We start from the raw sequence: 15454 nt of genomic DNA on the forward strand, positions 1-15454 counted from the left end.
GCTGGCCTCCGGGGCCCGCCTTGCCAACGGCGAATGCTTGCCAGGAATGAGCGGTCTTTGCCAGCCGCAAACGAACGGTGCGGTGGTCGGCCGGATCTCAGTCGTAGTGCACGGCCCAGGGCGGCGGCGTCGGGGTCCATTCCAACATCGCGCCGCGCGCCAATCGGGCGGTATCGGCCGCAGCCACGGCCTGGGCCAGCAGCCCGAGCACGCAGGCGGCCTGCTCGGCAGCGCGGTTGGCTTCGCCTGGATCCTTCGGCAGGGCGGTTTGGCGCGCATAGGCGGTCCAGACCGAGCCATCCCGGCGATGCACCTCGATCGTCTGGCGCAGGCGGCAGCCTTCGCGCAGCTGCCGCCGCTCGACCTGCCCGCCCGGGATCATGGCGACGCCGACCGTGGTGGCGCCGGTGAGCGTCCAGCCGGTGACGCTGGAATCCGCACAGGGCAAGCCCGCACGCGTGTGATCGCCGAAATCATCCATCGTCGTGTGCCGAAACCCGCATCGTCGCCAGTGCCCCGTCACCGGTCCGGCCGTGGCGGCCGCGGTGGCAAGGATGCCGATACGAAGTTTCTAATCAGCAATCATGGCCAAGGCAGGGCGAAGTGCGGGACGCCGCATGGCGTCCCGGCACATCCAGGGGATGCCGGGCGTCGCTCCATCCTTGGCCAAGTTTCGCCTGACGGATCTCGCCGCGCGGCATGGCCTGTTTCGCGCCTGCGAAATCACAATTTAGTGTTTCTTCCGTTTGGTGCGGCGCAACCAAAGGTTGTTTTTCTCAACGGTCGCTTCCGTTCCGGGACCCGCACGGCTGCCCGGGATCAGGGCTCATCAAAAGATCTTGCGCCACAACCGGCATCATGGGGCGGGTCCCGCCAACTGAGACAATGCTCGGCTTACATCAGGGAGTTGCATTCTGCGCAACCTGCCGACGCTGCGGCGACACACGCACTGGTGATTTTTCGCAAACCAGATGCGCGAAAATCTTGCCTAATCATTTACCTTGATAGAATGTGCGTGAGGTTAGCGACCTGAAGCGACCATCGGTTGGTTGCCACGGGACGCCGCAGCATCGGACGACGGGGCTAGGCATGTCAGACATCTACTTCTCGGGTCGGGCATCGTCTTCCACCCATGGTTTTGTCGCGCTGCGCGGTAGGGACCGCCGGGCTGGCCTTGAGAGCCACCTCAAACGAGGCCTGGACCTGCTCGGCGCCGGGACGCTCCTCGCTCTCGCCCTGCCGCTGATGCTGCTCATCGCCCTGATCGTCCGCGGCGATGGCGGTCCCATCCTCTTCCGCCACCCCCGGGTCGGCCGCGGTGGTCGCGCTTTCCCCTGCCTGAAGTTTCGCTCGATGGTGACCGATGCGGACAAGCGCCTGGCGGCCCTGCTGGCCACCGACCCGGTGGCCGCCGAGGAATGGGCGACCCGCCGCAAGCTTCCGCGCGACCCCCGCATCACCCGGATCGGCGGTTTCCTGCGCCGTACCAGCCTCGACGAGCTGCCCCAGCTCCTCAACGTGTTGCGCGGCGAGATGAGCCTGGTCGGTCCCCGCCCGGTGGTCCGCGAGGAACTCGACCTCCACTACAGCCCCGCCGCCGCCGCCGCCTATTGCGAGATGCGGCCGGGCATCACCGGGCTCTGGCAGATCAGCGGTCGCAGCGACACGACCTATGCGGAGCGGGTCGGCCTCGACAGCCGCTATGTCCGCGACTGGGCCATCGGCCTCGACATCGCCATCCTGCTGAAGACCATACCGGCGGTGCTCAGGCGCCGCGGCGCGGTCTGAGTGGCGCGGCGGGCCAGGCCATGGCGTTGATCCTGTCGGCCAGCCCCGTGGCAGCGGCCCAGCCGCAGGCACGGCCGATCACCCCGAAGGGGGAGGCTACGGCGCCGGCCCGCCAGACCCGGGCGCCGACCGCCGCCGATGTCGCAGTCGGGCTGCGGATCCGGGCGCTGCGCCGCGCCGCCGGGCGAACCCAGAAGCAGCTCGCCAGCCATGTCGGCGTCACCAATGCGCAACTCCACCGCTACGAGGCCGGCATCTCCCGGGTGGCGACCAGCCGCCTTGTGGCGATCGCCAAGGCGCTCGAGGTCCGCGTCGAGGACCTGCTGAACGAAGCCACCGCGCGTGCCGAGCCGGGCATGCCCCATCCAGAGGAGTTCGCCAGCCTGGCGCGGGCCTTCGCCGCCATCACCGATCAGGCGCACCGGGCCGCCCTCCTCTCGCTGGCCAATACCATGTCCGGCGCCGTCGCCGTCCCGCCCGGCAAGGCCCGGCCGTGATCGGCCTGCGATCCGCAGGGTGCGGCCCGGCCATGCCTGCGCACCTGTCCGGCCCGACCCGGCCCGGCCGAGCCCTTCCCCCGCTGCGCGCCCCCTGGCCCCGCAGCTGCCCGGCGCGAGGGCCGGCGGCGTCCGGCGCCCGACCGACGAAGAGAGGCATTGCATGACCGACTCCACCGGGACCCTCCTCCGGGATGCCGGCGTCGCCGCCGTGGGTCCGGCGCCGCAGCCGCCGCTCGAGTTCGTCGCCGGCGGCGCCGCCGCGCACCCTTTCGTCACGGTCGTCGTGCCATCCTTGAACGAGGCGGGCTATATCGAGACCTGTCTGGCCAGTCTGGTGAAGCAGTGGCCTGCGGCGGCCTGCGAGATCATCGTCATGGACGGCGGCAGCCAGGACGCCACGGTGACGCTGGTCGAGGCCTTCGCCGCGCGCCATCCAGGCCCGGATTTCCCCACCATCCGCGTCCTGCCGAACCCGCGGCGGATCCAGTCGGCGGCGGTAAACCTCGCGGCCCGCGTCGCGTCGCCGCGCGCCACCATCCTGGTCCGCGCCGATGCGCATGCGCAGTACCCGGCCGGCTTCATCCGCCGCTGCGTCGGCGACCTGCTGCGCACCGGCGCGACCTCGGTCGTGGTGCCGATGTGCAACCGGTCGCAGCCCGGCCACGGGCTCCAGCGCGCCATCGCCGCGGCGCAGTCCAGCCGGCTCGGCAACGGCGGCTCGGCGCACCGCGCGAAGCCGCGCTCCGGCTTCGTCGACCATGGCCACCATGCTGCCTTCGACCGCGCCTTCTTCCTCTCGGTCGGCGGCTACGACGAGAGCTTCACCCATAACGAGGATGCCGAACTCGACCACCGCGCACAGCTGGCCGGTGGCCGCGTCTGGATGTGCGCCGACGAGCCGGTGACCTACTTCCCGCGCAAGCGGCTGGGGGCGCTGGCCCGGCAGTATTTCCGCCACGGTGCAGGCCGGGCGCGGACGTTGCTGAAGCACCGGTTGAAGCCACGGCCGCGGCAGATGGCGCCAGTGATCGCCCTTGGCCTGTGCCTGGCCGGTCTGCTTGCCCTGCCGGTGTTGCCGCTGCTGTCGGTGCTGGCGCTGGTCTACCCGCTGGGCTGCCTGGCCTGGGGCGCGGCGCAGGCGGCGGCCCGGCGCGATCCCTGGTTGCTGGCGGCCGGGCCGGCGCTGGTGACGATGCATCTGAGCTGGGCGGCGGGCTTCTTGCGCAGCGTCGCCGGCGGCGGCCGTGCCGCGACGCCGGCGATTCCGCCTGCCGCCGAGACGGCCAGCGTCTCTGCCGCACAGCCCCTCGCGGGGCCGGTGCGGCAGGACGAAATGGTTGGCTGAGTGTGGAACGCGGCCAGGCACATCTTTTCTGTCGGTTGGAATACCTTATGGTTGAACTCTCGGACCGGTGAAGATAGTTTGCGTTGAACGCATTTTTTCTTTTCAGCGAACGCGCCGCGGCGCCCGCACCGAGCCTATCGGCACCCAATGCCAGGTTTTGCCCTGGCGGGTTCCCCACCTGGCGGCTGGTGCGGTGTCGGTCGCCTCGCGCCAGTGCCGGACCGATCCGCGGGTATCCGCCGACCGGGCCGTTGCCGGCACGGGCGCCGTCCGGCGGTGTGCATCGCCTCCATAGGGATAGCTGATGTCAGCCTCGGACATTATCAGGCCCCTCGCGCGGCGCCGACTGCTTCGTGCCGGTGCCACCACAGCGGTTCTGGCCACCGCCGCCTGCAACGACTTCATCCCGAGCAGCGGGCCGCGCATCGCCGGCATCATGAAGCCGGCGACGGTACAGGCCGGCGATCCCGGTCCGGCTTCCGACCCCGCGATGAACTACGCCGTGGTGACGCTCGACAGCGGGGTGGTCGCGCGGGCCGAGGGCGACACGCCGCTCAACCTGTTCAGCGCCGGGATGCGATCCCGCGCCGCCGCCGAGAGCCGCTTCGGCATCGGCGACATCCTCAGCATCACGGTGTTCGAGACCCAGTCGGGCGGGCTTTTCATCCCGGCCGATTCGGGCGCCAGGCCGGGCAATTTCGTCACCCTGCCGCAGCAGCAGGTCGGCCGGGCAGGGCTGGTCACCATCCCCTTCGCCGGCGAGATCAGGGCCGCTGGCCGCACGGCCGGCGAACTGGAGAAGGCGATCGCTGGCCGGCTGCGCCAGCGGGCGCTGGAGCCGCAGGTGATCGTCACTCTGGTGGAGCGCCGCTCCGCCGTCATCTCGGTGATCGGCGACGTGTCGCAGTCGCTGCGCTTCTCGCTCGACCCGGGCGGCGAGCGATTGCTAGGCGCCATCGCCCGGGCCGGCGGCACCCGTTTCGCGCCGCATGAGACGCTGGTCACCCTGCAGCGCGGCGGCGTCTCCGAGTCCGCCATCCTGGCCGATGTGGTGGAAGACCCGCAGCTGAACGTACAATTGGCCGCGGACGACACCATCATCGTCGCCCGGCAGCAGCGCTACTTCCTGGCCTTGGGCGCGGTGGGCCAGACCGCCAGCATCACCCAGCTCAACCGGCGCTTCCCCTTCGAGGACCGGCGACTCAGCCTCGGCGACGCGATCGCCCGGGCCGGCGGCCTGCAGGACGACCGCGCCAACCCGAGCGCGGTCTTCCTGTTCCGCTTCGAGCGCCGCGCGGCGCTGGCGCGGCTGGGTATCGCCACCGCGGCGTTCGCGGGCGAGGAGGTGCCGACCGTCTACCGGGCGGACCTGCTCAACCCGACCTCGATGTTCCTGGTGCAGCGCTTTCCGATGCGGCACAACGACCTGATCTTCGTCTCCAACGCGCCCAGTACCGACCTGCTGAAGTTCATGCAGATCATCCTGCCGTTCGCGCAGACCGGGGCGCTTTCGGCCACCATGGCGCAGTAGCCACGGGCGCCACCGACCGTCCCGGCGACGGCGCCAAGTCGGACCCGCAAACCGAAACGGTACCGTTATCGTTCACGGGGTCGGTGGTTTCGTGATTGAGTATCGTACACAACCATGCGATGCTGAGCCCATTCGCACCGACCCGGCGGGCCGTCTGCGACAGGCGTGGTCCCGGAGGGGGCGAGGTCGGTCCTGACCAGCGCCGGCACGAACGCCACATCCGGAGGCCCTATGCCCAGCCCCTGGCGCGCAGGTGGACGCCGCGGCGTCCTCAGGGCCTGCCTGTCCCTGTCGCCGACCGAGGCCGGGACGGCGCCCACGATCATCGCCGCCTGCGGCGTCGCCCTGGCGCTAGGGCTGGCGCTGCTGCTGTTCGCCCCGCCGGCCGCGCGGGCAGAATCGGCGCCGATGCTGCCCAGGCTTCCGTTGCTCTGGCTGGGCCTCGGTGCTGCCCTGCCGGTGCTGCTCGGCACCGGCATCCTGCTCCGTGCCCGGCAGCGGGTGACGGCGCTGCGGGAGGATAAGGCGGCGCTCGAGGAACGGCTGCACATGGTCGCCGAGCTCAGCCATGCCTTCGAGGTCAGTGCCGTCATCCTGCGCGACGCTGACGGCACCATCCGCCACTGGTCGACCGGCTGCGAGCGGCTGTTCGGCTTCACCGCCGAGGAAGCGATCGGTCAGCGTGCGCATGAACTGCTCGGCACCCGCTTCCCCGATGGCGGCCGGCGGTCGGTGCAGGACAGCCTGGCCAGCGCCGGCGAATGGCAGGGCGAGTTGCGCCACCGCCGCCGCGGCGGCGCGCCGGTGGTGGTCGCCGCGCACTGGATACAGCGGCACGGCGGCGCCACCGGCGCGGTGGTCGAGGTGCACGCCGACGCCACCGCGCTGAAGGCGGCGGAAGCGGCCTTGCGGGCCGGCGAGGCGCGGCTGCGGCTGGCCCAGGAAGTCGCCGGCATCGGCACCTGGGAATGGGACCCGGAGGGGGACAGGTTCCTCTGGTCGCCGGAACACTCGGCACTGTTCGGCGGTGCCGCCAGCGCCGCGGCGCCGGTGACGCTCGAGGGTTTCCTTGGCCTGGTCCATGCCGACGACCGCGCTGCGGTAAGGGCCGGCGCCTGGCGGGCGCTGGAAAGCGGCGAATACGAGGCCGAATTCCGCATCCTCCGCCCTGGCCGCGACGGCGGCGAGGAATGCCGCTGGCTGCTGGGCCGCGGCCGCCGCATGCCGGGCCCGGCCGGCCGTGTCGGCCCCATCCTCGGCGTGCACATGGACTTCACCGCCCGCAAGGAAGCCGAGGAGCGACAGGCCCTGCTGATGCGCGAGGTCGACCACCGCGCGAAGAACGCGTTGGCCGTTGTCCAGGCGGTGCTGCGGCTGACCAAGGCGGCGACCGCGCAGGAGTTCGGCCGGGCTATCGAAGGCCGCGTCGCTGCCCTGGCCCGGGCGCAGACCCTGCTGACCGAGAGCCGCTGGATGGGCGCCGATCTCAATGCCATGCTGCATGGCGAGCTCGACCCTTTCCTCGGCAACGCCGGGAGCACCCGGGTGAGCTTCGACGGGCCAGCCCTGACCGTTGCGCCGATGGCGGCACAGCCGCTGTCCATGACTTTGCATGAGTTGGCAACCAATGCCGCGAAATACGGCAGTCTCTCTGCACCCGGAGGCGCGCTCGACCTCAAATGGAGCATCGACCAGCTCAACGACAGGTTACGATTGCGCTGGACAGAGACCGGCGGGCCGCGGATCGCCGCGCCGCCGACCGGCCGCGGCTTCGGCTCCCGCGTCATCCGCACCACCATCCATGACCAGCTCGGCGGCGAGGTTGCTTTCGAGTGGCAACCGGACGGACTTGTTTGCCTCATGGACCTGCCGCTCGGGCGAGTCGTGGCCCGGACGGATCGCCGCCTCCGGAGCTGAGGGACCGTCATGGCGATGATCCTGATCCTCGACGACCGCGCCACCAACCGCAGCATCTTCGCCCGGCTGGCCTCGGTCATTGAAGACAACGTCTCGGTCGAGGTCTTCGGCGATCCCTTCGACGCCCTTGAATGGCTGGAGGGCAACCGGGTCGACCTGGTGATCACCGACTTCAAGATGCCGGGGATGGACGGCGCCGAATTCACCCGCCGGTTCCGTGCCCTGCCGGGCGGCAGCCCAGGGGGCGTGCCTACGCCGGTGCTGGTGGTGACGGCGCACGACGACCGTAGCTTCAGGGTTCGTGCGCTGGATGCCGGCGCCACCGATTTCCTGCAGAGCCCGATCGACCATTTCGAGCTGGTGACGCGGGCCCGCAACCTGCTTGCGCTCGGCCGGCGCGGCGCCGTCGTGCCCGAACCGCCGGCGGCGTCCGGCCCGCCGCCGCCCGGGTCCCTGCCGGTGCGGGGGGCCGAGGAATTGGCCCGTATCCTCGACAGCCTGCCGGCCCAGGTCAGTGCCACCGACCGTGACGGCCGCTGCATCTACGCCAATGTCGCGCTGGCCTCCGCGCTCGGCACCCACCCGGCCGAGCTGGTCGGGGCCGGTCCGGCTTTGCTGTTCGGCGCCGGTCGGGCCGAGCGCAGCCGCGCCGCCGACCTCGCGGTGCTGGCCACCGGTGCCTCGTTGCCGCCCTACCGGGAGGCAGGCGCCGGCGGCGAGCTGCTCACCACCAAGGCGCCGCTGCGCGATGCCAGCGGTGAGGTCACCGCCGTCATCACCACCTCCATCCCCCTGACGGCCATCCCCGGGAGCTCGATCCCTTCGGGACCGGAGCCGGATCGGTGATCCCGCCGGCCGCGCGGCGCCGTCCAGGCTTCGGCGGCCTGCGCGGCCAAGTCGGCACCGAACAGGAGATGAGCTTCAATCGGCTGATCTTCGCCGCGGTCTTCGCCGTCTACCTGCCGACCTTCGGCGCGCCGATCCTGCCCGTCGCCTTGCCGATGCTCGCCTTCTGGGGCGCCTGCGCGCTCGGCATCTTCCTGCATATCCGCCACGCCCCGGGCCTGAGCACGCCGCGCCGCAGCTTCGCCCTGCTGGTCGATACCGGCTTCCTGTCCGGCTTCCTGCATGTCGGCGGCGCCTGGGCGGCGCCGTTCTTCCCGGTCTATCTCTGGGTCGCGCTGGGCAACGGCTTCCGGTTCGGCACCCGCTGGCTGCTGGCCGGCATGGCCGCCTTCGTCGTCGGCTTCGGCACGGTGGCACTGACCACGGCCTATTGGCGGGCGCTGCCGGAACTCGCCACCGGCCTGCTGGTCGGCCCGGTCATCCTGGCGCTTTACGCCGCGACGCTGATCCGCAAGCTGTCCCAGGCGCGCCGGGCGGCGGAGCAGGCGAGCGAGGCGAAGACCCGCTTCCTGGCCGGCGTCAGCCATGAGTTGCGCACCCCGCTGAATGCCATCATCGGCATGGGCGGGCTGCTGCGCACCACGCCGCTCGATGCCGAGCAGCAGGAGATGGCGCAGACCGTCGACGTCGCGGCCCGCGGCCTGCTTCAACAGATCAACGGTCTGCTCGACATCTCGCGGATCGAGGCCGGAGCGACGGTGATGCGGTCGGAAAGCGTGGACCTGGCGGCCCTGCTGGCGGAGACCCGGGGCCTGCTGCTCGCCCAGGCGCGCGAGAAGCATCTGCTGCTGCGGCTGCACGCAACACCGCGCACCCCGCCGCGCATCCTGGCCGACCGCACGGCGCTGCGCGACATCCTGTTGAACCTCGGGGGCAATGCGGTGAAGTTCACCGCCGCCGGCAGCGTCACCATCGCGGTGGATGCCGAGCCGGGGGAGGGCGACGCCCTGCTGCTGCGGCTGGAGGTGAGCGACACCGGCATCGGCATCGACGCGGCCTCGCAGTCGCGCATCTTCGAACGGTTCGCCCAGGCCGACGACAGCATCGCCGGCCGCTTCGGCGGCACCGGGCTCGGCCTTGCCCTCTGCAAGGGGCTGGTGGGGCTGGCCGGCGGCCAGCTCGGGCTGCGCAGCGCCCCGGGGGAGGGCAGCTGCTTCCATGTCCTGCTGCCGGTGCGGCGCGACGCGACCGAGGTTGCGCTTGGCGTGCCGCCGCAGGCGCTGCTGCTGGCGACCGATCCGGACGCCGCTGCGCCGGTCGTGGCGCTGCTCGCATCGCTCGGCATGACGGTGTCGCCGCGGATTGTGCCGGCGGCGAGCCAGGCTGCGCTGTGGGGGCCGCAGGCCGCGCCGCCGGCGCTGCTGCTGGTCTGCGCCGGGGCCGGCGCCCTGCCGGCGACCGAGGCGGTCGCCGCCGCGCTGCGCGGCGCCGGGACGGCGGCGGAGTTGCCCATCCTGGCCATCGGCGCCGGGGCCGGCCCCGGCCTGCCGGCGGAGCCGCTGCGCCGCCGCGTCGGCGCGTTGCTGCCGGCCGATGCCACGCCCGCGGACTGGGCCATGCCGCTGGCCCTTGCCGCCGCGCTGCTGCCACGCGCCGCGCTGCCCGCCGCCGCTGTCCGGGCGGTGCCGCCGATGCGGATCCTGGTGGCCGACGACAACCGGGTGAACCGGCTGGTGGTGCAGAAGATCCTGGAACGGGAAGGGCATGTCATCCGGCTGGCCGAGGATGGAGAGGCGGCGCTCGACGCGCTGGAGGCCGAGGACTTCGACCTGGTGCTGATGGACCTGAACATGCCGGGGACCGACGGCGCCACCGCGACCAAGCTCTATCGCTTCGGGGCGCTGGGCCGGCGGCATGTGCCGATCCTCGGGCTGACCGCGGACGCGACGCCGGAGGCGGCCGAGCGCTGCCGCGAGGCGGGGATGGACGGCTGCCTGGTCAAGCCGATCGAGCCAGCGCAGCTCGCCGCGGCGGTGGCGGCGCATGTGCCGGCGCGCGTCGCGCCGGCGGTGACGCCGATCGACTCCCATCCGCGCTTTCGCCCGGTGCCGCCCTCGGCGCCGCCGGCGCTGGACCCGACGGTGACGGCGGACCTCGTCGCCCTTGGCGGCCGGCGCTTCGCGGCCGAGCTGGTGCGGGATTTCCTGGCCGATGCGGCGGAGGTGATGCGATCGCTCGAGGCGGCGGTGGCCCAGGCCGATGTGGCGCGGTTCCGCGCGGCGGCGCATGCGCTGCGCAGCAGCGCGGCCAATCTCGGCGCCCGCGGAGTCTTCGCCCTGGCCAGCGCGGCCGAGGCGCTGCCGGCGCAGGCGCTGACCGTGGCGGGGCCGCGCCATGCGGCGCTGCTGGCGGAGGAGCTGGAGCGGGTGCGCGCGGCCGGGCAGGACGACAGCGCGGACGGCGCCGCCTGATCACCCCGCGCCGGCGATCCGCCGGTCCTGCGCCCCGGTCAGCCGCGCCATGCGGCGCAGGTCCTGCTCCGACAGCCGCAGCGCCGCCTCGGCCCAGACCTCGACCACCTCACGCAGCTCGTGCAGCGTCACCGGGTCCACCTTGCGGCGGGCGCGGTACATGGCCTGATGCGCGTTGTGGAAGCGGCCGCTGCGGTCGAGATGCGCCAGCAATGCCGCCTCTCCCTCGCCATCCTCGGCCAGCACGTCGACCAGCCCCATCGCCTGCATCTCCGTGGCGGTATGGACCTTGCCCGAGAGGATGAGGTTTTCCGCCGCGGCGCGGCCGATACGGCGGGACAGGAAGCTGTAGGCGCCCATGCCGGGGAACAGGTTGAACAGCACCTCCGGCAGGCCGAATTTGGCGCTGCGCTCGGCGACGATGAGGTCGTGGGCGAGCGCACATTCGAAGCCGCCGCCCAATGCATCGCCCTGAACCAGCGCCACGGTGATCATCGGCAGGTCGAGCGCGGTGTGGTTGCGATGGATCGCCGCCACTGCCGCATGACCGTAGCGCACCAGGGCGTCGCGGTCGCCGGCGGCGATCAGGTCACGGAACAGGCCGAGGTCGCCACCGAGGTTGAAGATGCCCGGGATGGCCGAGCCGCAGACGAACCAGCGCGGCGCCGGCAGCGGCGCATCGGCGGCGAAGAGTTCGGGGATCGCCGCGTGCATGGACGCGATGTCGCGCAGCAATTCAGGGCTGAAGCAGGGCCGGCCGGTCGGCCGCAGCCGGCACCAGTAGATGCCGCGGTCAGCGTCATAGGCGGTGTCGAGCGTCTCATGCGTCGCCACCGGGCGGACGGGCTGGGTGCTGCTGACCAGGGCCTGGTTCTGGTAACCGGCGGCCATCGGGCTGCGAACAAAGGTCATGGCGGGAGCCTCGTCGGGAAACGCGGTGGCGCCGGGAATGGCGGCCTCGGCGGCTACCCTAGGGCCTCACGAATATGTTATACAATAGGCCATAAACGTAGAGGTTGCTTTTAACAGGCAAAGGCAAAGCCACTGATGCGCCTCCGCCACAGTTGCATCGTCTAATGGAATGCACCAACCGCAACTGGTTCAGTCGCCGTCCAGCAACCCCGCGAGCTTCATCGCGACGCCCTTCGATCCCTCAATCCTCAGCCTGCCCGTAGAGAAAGCCAGCACCGGGCTCAACTTTCCCGCCATGAGCCTGCCCAGGTTCTCCGCCGTGAGGCGCAGCACCGTATCCGCCTCGGTCGTCTCGTCCGCCGGGCCGATCGCCACCCCCGGCCCGGTGGCGTCGAGCAGCACGCTCTCGCCGATATCGGTCAGGTCGAATCGCATGCGGTAGCCAAGCTGCTGCAACAACTCAGCCTTCTCCTGCATCGCCGCCATCAAGCTTGCCGAATCCATCGCATCCTCCTGCACCGGCCATGATGTCGCATAGAGACATGCGTTGACCTATACGTCACCCATCGTTAGCTTAGTTTTCGCGGCCAATCCTCCAGCAAGGCGGGCGGTCGCGTCCGGGCCATCCTAAGGCCGGACCACCAAGAAGGGGGAAGCACATGGGACGTCCATTCCTGCGCGCCGCCGGCATCGGGATCGGCACGCTCGCTTTGGCCGGGCAGGCCGGTGCCACCGGATACGAGTTGCGCGAGCACAGCGCGGTCGGCCAGGGCGCCTCCTTCGCCGGCGCCGCGGCGCGCGACGATGATCCCAGCATGATGTTCTTCAACCCCGCCGCCATGTCCTCGCTGCCCGGCGTGCAGGGCGCGATCGTCGGCTCCGGCATCTTCCCCTCGGCCGAATCGACCTCCGGCAACGCCACGCGCAACGCGGCGCTCGGCGGCTCGCGCATCACCGGCTCGACCGGCGGCGATATCGGCCTCGATGCTTTCGTCCCAGCCATGCATACGACGCTGCAGCTGGCGCCCGACTGGCATTTCGGCCTCTCGGTCACAGCGCCCTGGGGGCTGGTGACCAAGCAGGCGGAGGACAGCATCGCGCGCTACCACGCGCTCACTTCCTCGCTGAAGACGGTGAACATCACCCCGGCGGTCTCCTGGCAGGTGCTGCCCAGCCTCTCGATCGGCGCCGGCCTGCAAATCCAGTATGCCAGCGCCCGGCTGTCGAACGCGGTCGACTTCGGCGCCATCGGCGCGGCACAGCGCATCCCGGGCTTCGTGCCAGGGGCACGCGACGGGCGCTCCACCGTCACCGGCGACAACACCGCGGTCGGCCTCACCCTCGGCGCACAGTGGCAGCCGCTGACCAATACCCGGGTCGGCCTCGCCTTCCGTTCCGCCATGTTCCACACGCTGGAGGGCGACGCGCAATTCCAGGCGGTACCCTTCCCGATCTCGCTCTCGCCGAGCTTCGCCAATACCCTGGCCCAGGCCAAATTGGTGACGCCGGAGACGGTGACCTTCGGCCTGCGGCAGCGGATCGACGACCGCTGGACCGCGCTGGCCGGTCTCGAATGGACCAACTGGTCCCGCTTCCGCGACCTGACCGTCACCTTCGACAATGGCCGCGCGCCTTCGGTGACCGAGGAACGCTGGCGCGATACCGTCTTCGCCTCGCTCGGCGGCGAGTACCGCTGGAACGAGGACCTGACCCTGCGGGCCGGCGTCGCCTACGACCAGACGCCGGTGCGCGATGCCGACCGCACCCCGCGCATCCCGGACAACGACCGGTACTGGCTCTCGGCCGGCGCCAGCTACCAGATGAACCGCAACATCACGCTGAGCGCGGCCTACACGCATATCTTCGCGGCTGACGCGAGCGTGAACCTGAAGGACCCGGGGCCGAACAACACGAACCTGTTTCGTGGCAACCTGGCCTCCACCTACTCAGCGTCGGTCGACATCGTGACCGCGCAGCTTCGCTTCGCCTTCTGAGCAGAAGAGTGACGGGCGGCATGGACATGCACATCCCAGGCGAATCCCCCGATACGGCACCGCCCTGGCTGCGCGCCTATCCGGCGGGCATCGCCTGGGACATGCCCCTGCCGCCCATGACGCTGGTCGAACTCTTCGAGGCGTCGGTCGCGCGCTTCGGCGCGCGGCCCTGCCTCGACTTCATGGGCCGGGGTTGGAGCTATGCCGAGGTCGGCGCCCTGGTGGCGCGCGCCGCGGCAGGGTTTCGCGCGCTCGGCGCCGGGCCGGGCACGCGGATCGGACTCTGCCTGCCGAACGGGCCGCATTATGTCGTGGCCTACTTCGCCGCGCTGCGCTGCGGCGCGACGGTGGTGAATTTCAACCCGCTGTACGTGCCGGCCGAATTGACCGCGCAGGCGCGGGATTCCGGCACCGAGATCATGGTCGCGCCCGACCTGGAGCCGGTGCTGGGCCGAGTGCTCGGGTTGCTGGCGGATGGCCCGGTGCGCCAAGTGGTCGCCTGTCCCTTCGCCGCGGCGCTGCCCTTCCCGAAGGACTGGCTGTTCCGCCTGGCGAAGCGCAAGGCGATCGGCCGCATCCCCCGGGGCGACCCACGCGTGCTGCGCTGGGAGCGGCTGCTGGAGGCAGCGCCGGTCGCGCAGCCGACGCCGCGGCCGGACGACATCGCGGTGCTGCAGTATACCGGCGGCACCACCGGCACGCCGAAGGGTGCGATGCTGACCCATGCCAACCTGGCGGCGAACCTGCGCCAGGTCATGGCCTGGTCGCCGCAATGCCGCCCCGGCGAGGAGCGCATGCTGGCGGTGCTGCCCTTCTTCCATGTCTTCGCGCTGACCGCGGTGCTGGGGGCGGCGATCGGCCAGGGGGCGCAGCTGATCCTGCTGCCGCGCTTCGAGCCGGCGATGCTGGTCGCCGCGCTCCGCCGCACCCGGCCGACCATCTTCCACGGCGTGCCGACCCTGCTGAAGGCGGTGATCGACCACGGCGCGACGACGGCGGACCTGGCTTCGGTGAAGATCTGCATCTCCGGCGGCGCGCCCTTGCCGCTCGAGATCAAGCACGCTTTCGAGGCGCGCAGCGGCTGCCGCGTGGTCGAGGGCTACGGGCTGACCGAGGCCTCCCCGGTCTGCTTCTGCAACCCGGTCGAGGGCACGCTGCAGGAGGGCGGCATCGGCCTGCCGCTGCCGGGCATCCGCGCCGAGATCCGCGCGCTGGACGATCCCGGCCGGGTGCTGCCGCATGGCGAGCGGGGCGAGCTTTGCGTCGCCGGGCCCAATGTCATGGCAGGCTACTGGAACCGTCCCGAGGAGACCGCGGCGGCAATCGGCGCGGACGGGTTCCTCCGCACCGGCGATGTCGGGATCATGGCCGAGGACGGCAGCGTGACGCTGGTCGACCGCATCAAGGACCTCATCCTCTGCAGCGGCTACAACGTCTATCCGCGGATGATCGAGGAGGCGCTGTACCAGCATCCGGAGGTGGTGGCGGCAACCGTGGTCGGCCAGGCGGATGCCTATCGCGGCGAGAGCCCGGCGGCCTTCGTGCAGCTGCAGCCCGGCAGCACGACGACGCCCGAGGCGCTGCGGGACTTCCTCAAGACTCGGCTCTCAGCGATCGAATTGCCGAAACTCGTCGAGCTCCGCGCCGAGCTGCCGCGCACGGCGGTGGGCAAGCTGTCGAAGAAGGAGCTGAAGGCGGAACTTGACGCGCGGGGCCGGACGGGATGACGCAGCTCTTCACGGTCAACCAGCTCGCCGAAGAATTCGGCGTCACGCCGCGCGCCATCCGCTTCTACGAGGTGAAAGGGCTGATCGCGCCGCGCCGCGCCGGCACCACGCGGGTCTTCGACCGGCGCGACCGGGCCCGGCTGCTGCTGGTGCTGCGCGGCAAGCGGCTCGGCTTCTCGCTCGCCGAGATCCGCGAATTCCTCGACCTGTATGACGCCGACCATACCCAGCACAGCCAGATCAGCCTGCTGCTGGGGCGGGTGCGGCAGCGGATCGAGGAGCTGGAACGGCAGCGGCGCGACCTGGACCAGACGCTCGGCGAGCTGCGGCTGGTGGAGAGCGAGGCGCGCGCCGCCATGGCGGGACGGCCGGAGACGGATACGGAGGCGGCCGACGCGACGCGCGCCGCCGAATGAACGAGGA

Annotated in this window: 13 protein-coding genes; 10 read left to right on the forward strand and 3 right to left on the reverse strand. The window is 71.2% G+C overall.

Translation table 11 applies throughout. The features are described from left to right. Nucleotides 1-97: 97 nt before the first annotated feature. The gene (locus ACFQS7_RS10155; protein WP_380066928.1) at nt 98-448 is read right to left on the reverse strand and encodes a hypothetical protein; all 351 of its coding nucleotides are present in this window, start codon (nt 446-448) and stop codon (nt 98-100) included. 641 nt (nt 449-1089) lie between these two features. Here ACFQS7_RS10155 and ACFQS7_RS10160 point away from each other — a divergent pair. The 7 genes from ACFQS7_RS10160 (at nt 1090) to ACFQS7_RS10190 (ending at nt 10398) form a co-directional block, all read left to right on the forward strand. After that, nucleotides 1090-1788 carry a sugar transferase gene (locus ACFQS7_RS10160; RefSeq protein ID WP_380066929.1) on the forward strand — a complete coding sequence of 233 codons (699 nt, stop codon included), beginning with the start codon at nt 1090-1092 and terminating at the stop codon, nt 1786-1788. Nucleotides 1789-1808: 20 nt separating this feature from the next. Further along, nucleotides 1809-2285 (forward strand): helix-turn-helix domain-containing protein, encoded by a 477-nt coding sequence (locus ACFQS7_RS10165; protein ID WP_380066930.1) that lies wholly within the window; start codon nt 1809-1811, stop codon nt 2283-2285. Between the two features lie 163 nt (nt 2286-2448). Beyond that, entirely contained in the window at nt 2449-3633 is a 1185-nt protein-coding gene (locus ACFQS7_RS10170) for a glycosyltransferase family 2 protein (protein ID WP_380066931.1), read from the forward strand. Nucleotides 3634-3937: 304 nt separating this feature from the next. Then, nucleotides 3938-5164: a polysaccharide biosynthesis/export family protein gene (locus ACFQS7_RS10175; RefSeq protein WP_380066932.1), complete on the forward strand. Its 1227-nt coding sequence runs from the start codon at nt 3938-3940 to the stop codon at nt 5162-5164. A 231-nt stretch (nt 5165-5395) separates the two neighbouring features. After that, nucleotides 5396-7081, forward strand: coding sequence for a sensor histidine kinase (locus ACFQS7_RS10180; protein WP_380066933.1), 1686 nt, complete (start codon nt 5396-5398; stop codon nt 7079-7081). A gap of 9 nt (nt 7082-7090) precedes the next feature. Continuing rightward, a complete protein-coding gene (locus ACFQS7_RS10185; RefSeq protein ID WP_380066934.1) occupies nt 7091-7927 on the forward strand; it encodes a response regulator in 837 nt (278 codons plus the stop codon). Further along, complete coding sequence (locus ACFQS7_RS10190) at nt 7924-10398, forward strand: response regulator (protein WP_380066935.1); 2475 nt, start codon at nt 7924-7926, stop codon at nt 10396-10398. Before ACFQS7_RS10185 ends, ACFQS7_RS10190 begins: the two co-directional genes overlap by 4 nt. Here the strand turns inward: ACFQS7_RS10190 and ACFQS7_RS10195 are convergent, their stop codons facing one another. Both ACFQS7_RS10195 and ACFQS7_RS10200 read right to left on the reverse strand, forming a co-directional pair. Then, nucleotides 10399-11310: a crotonase/enoyl-CoA hydratase family protein gene (locus ACFQS7_RS10195; protein ID WP_380066936.1), complete on the reverse strand. Its 912-nt coding sequence runs from the start codon at nt 11308-11310 to the stop codon at nt 10399-10401. It lies immediately after the preceding gene. Between the two features lie 189 nt (nt 11311-11499). Continuing rightward, on the reverse strand, nt 11500-11829 hold the full coding sequence (locus ACFQS7_RS10200; RefSeq protein ID WP_380066937.1) for an SCP2 sterol-binding domain-containing protein: 330 nt from the start codon (nt 11827-11829) through the stop codon (nt 11500-11502). A gap of 140 nt (nt 11830-11969) precedes the next feature. On the opposite strand from ACFQS7_RS10200, the gene ACFQS7_RS10205 reads away from it, so the two are divergent. From ACFQS7_RS10205 to ACFQS7_RS10215, 3 genes are read left to right on the forward strand one after another with little or no spacing between them, the layout of a single operon-like run. Beyond that, nucleotides 11970-13304 (forward strand): OmpP1/FadL family transporter, encoded by a 1335-nt coding sequence (locus tag ACFQS7_RS10205; RefSeq protein ID WP_380066938.1) that lies wholly within the window; start codon nt 11970-11972, stop codon nt 13302-13304. 26 nt (nt 13305-13330) lie between these two features. Beyond that, entirely contained in the window at nt 13331-15031 is a 1701-nt protein-coding gene (locus tag ACFQS7_RS10210; protein WP_380066939.1) for a long-chain fatty acid--CoA ligase, read from the forward strand. Then, entirely contained in the window at nt 15028-15447 is a 420-nt protein-coding gene (locus ACFQS7_RS10215; protein WP_380066940.1) for a MerR family DNA-binding transcriptional regulator, read from the forward strand. The genes ACFQS7_RS10210 and ACFQS7_RS10215 overlap by 4 nt, the downstream gene beginning before the upstream one ends. Nucleotides 15448-15454 lie beyond the last annotated feature (7 nt).

The sequence above is a fragment of the Dankookia sp. GCM10030260 genome (assembly GCF_042666655.1).
In the GTDB taxonomy this organism is placed as follows: domain Bacteria; phylum Pseudomonadota; class Alphaproteobacteria; order Acetobacterales; family Acetobacteraceae; genus Paracraurococcus.

Excerpts from the sequence above, each read along its gene's own strand:
- ACFQS7_RS10160 (WP_380066929.1), top strand. The coding sequence starts at position 1,090 with ATGTCAGACATCTACTTCTCGGGTCGGGCATCGTCTTCCACCCATGGT.
- ACFQS7_RS10165 (WP_380066930.1), top strand. The coding sequence starts at position 1,809 with ATGGCGTTGATCCTGTCGGCCAGCCCCGTGGCAGCGGCCCAGCCGCAG.
- ACFQS7_RS10170 (WP_380066931.1), top strand. The coding sequence starts at position 2,449 with ATGACCGACTCCACCGGGACCCTCCTCCGGGATGCCGGCGTCGCCGCC.
- ACFQS7_RS10175 (WP_380066932.1), top strand. The coding sequence starts at position 3,938 with ATGTCAGCCTCGGACATTATCAGGCCCCTCGCGCGGCGCCGACTGCTT.
- ACFQS7_RS10180 (WP_380066933.1), top strand. The coding sequence starts at position 5,396 with ATGCCCAGCCCCTGGCGCGCAGGTGGACGCCGCGGCGTCCTCAGGGCC.
- ACFQS7_RS10185 (WP_380066934.1), top strand. The coding sequence starts at position 7,091 with ATGGCGATGATCCTGATCCTCGACGACCGCGCCACCAACCGCAGCATC.
- ACFQS7_RS10195 (WP_380066936.1), bottom strand. The coding sequence starts at position 11,310 with ATGACCTTTGTTCGCAGCCCGATGGCCGCCGGTTACCAGAACCAGGCC.
- ACFQS7_RS10205 (WP_380066938.1), top strand. The coding sequence starts at position 11,970 with ATGGGACGTCCATTCCTGCGCGCCGCCGGCATCGGGATCGGCACGCTC.
- ACFQS7_RS10210 (WP_380066939.1), top strand. The coding sequence starts at position 13,331 with ATGCACATCCCAGGCGAATCCCCCGATACGGCACCGCCCTGGCTGCGC.
- ACFQS7_RS10215 (WP_380066940.1), top strand. The coding sequence starts at position 15,028 with ATGACGCAGCTCTTCACGGTCAACCAGCTCGCCGAAGAATTCGGCGTC.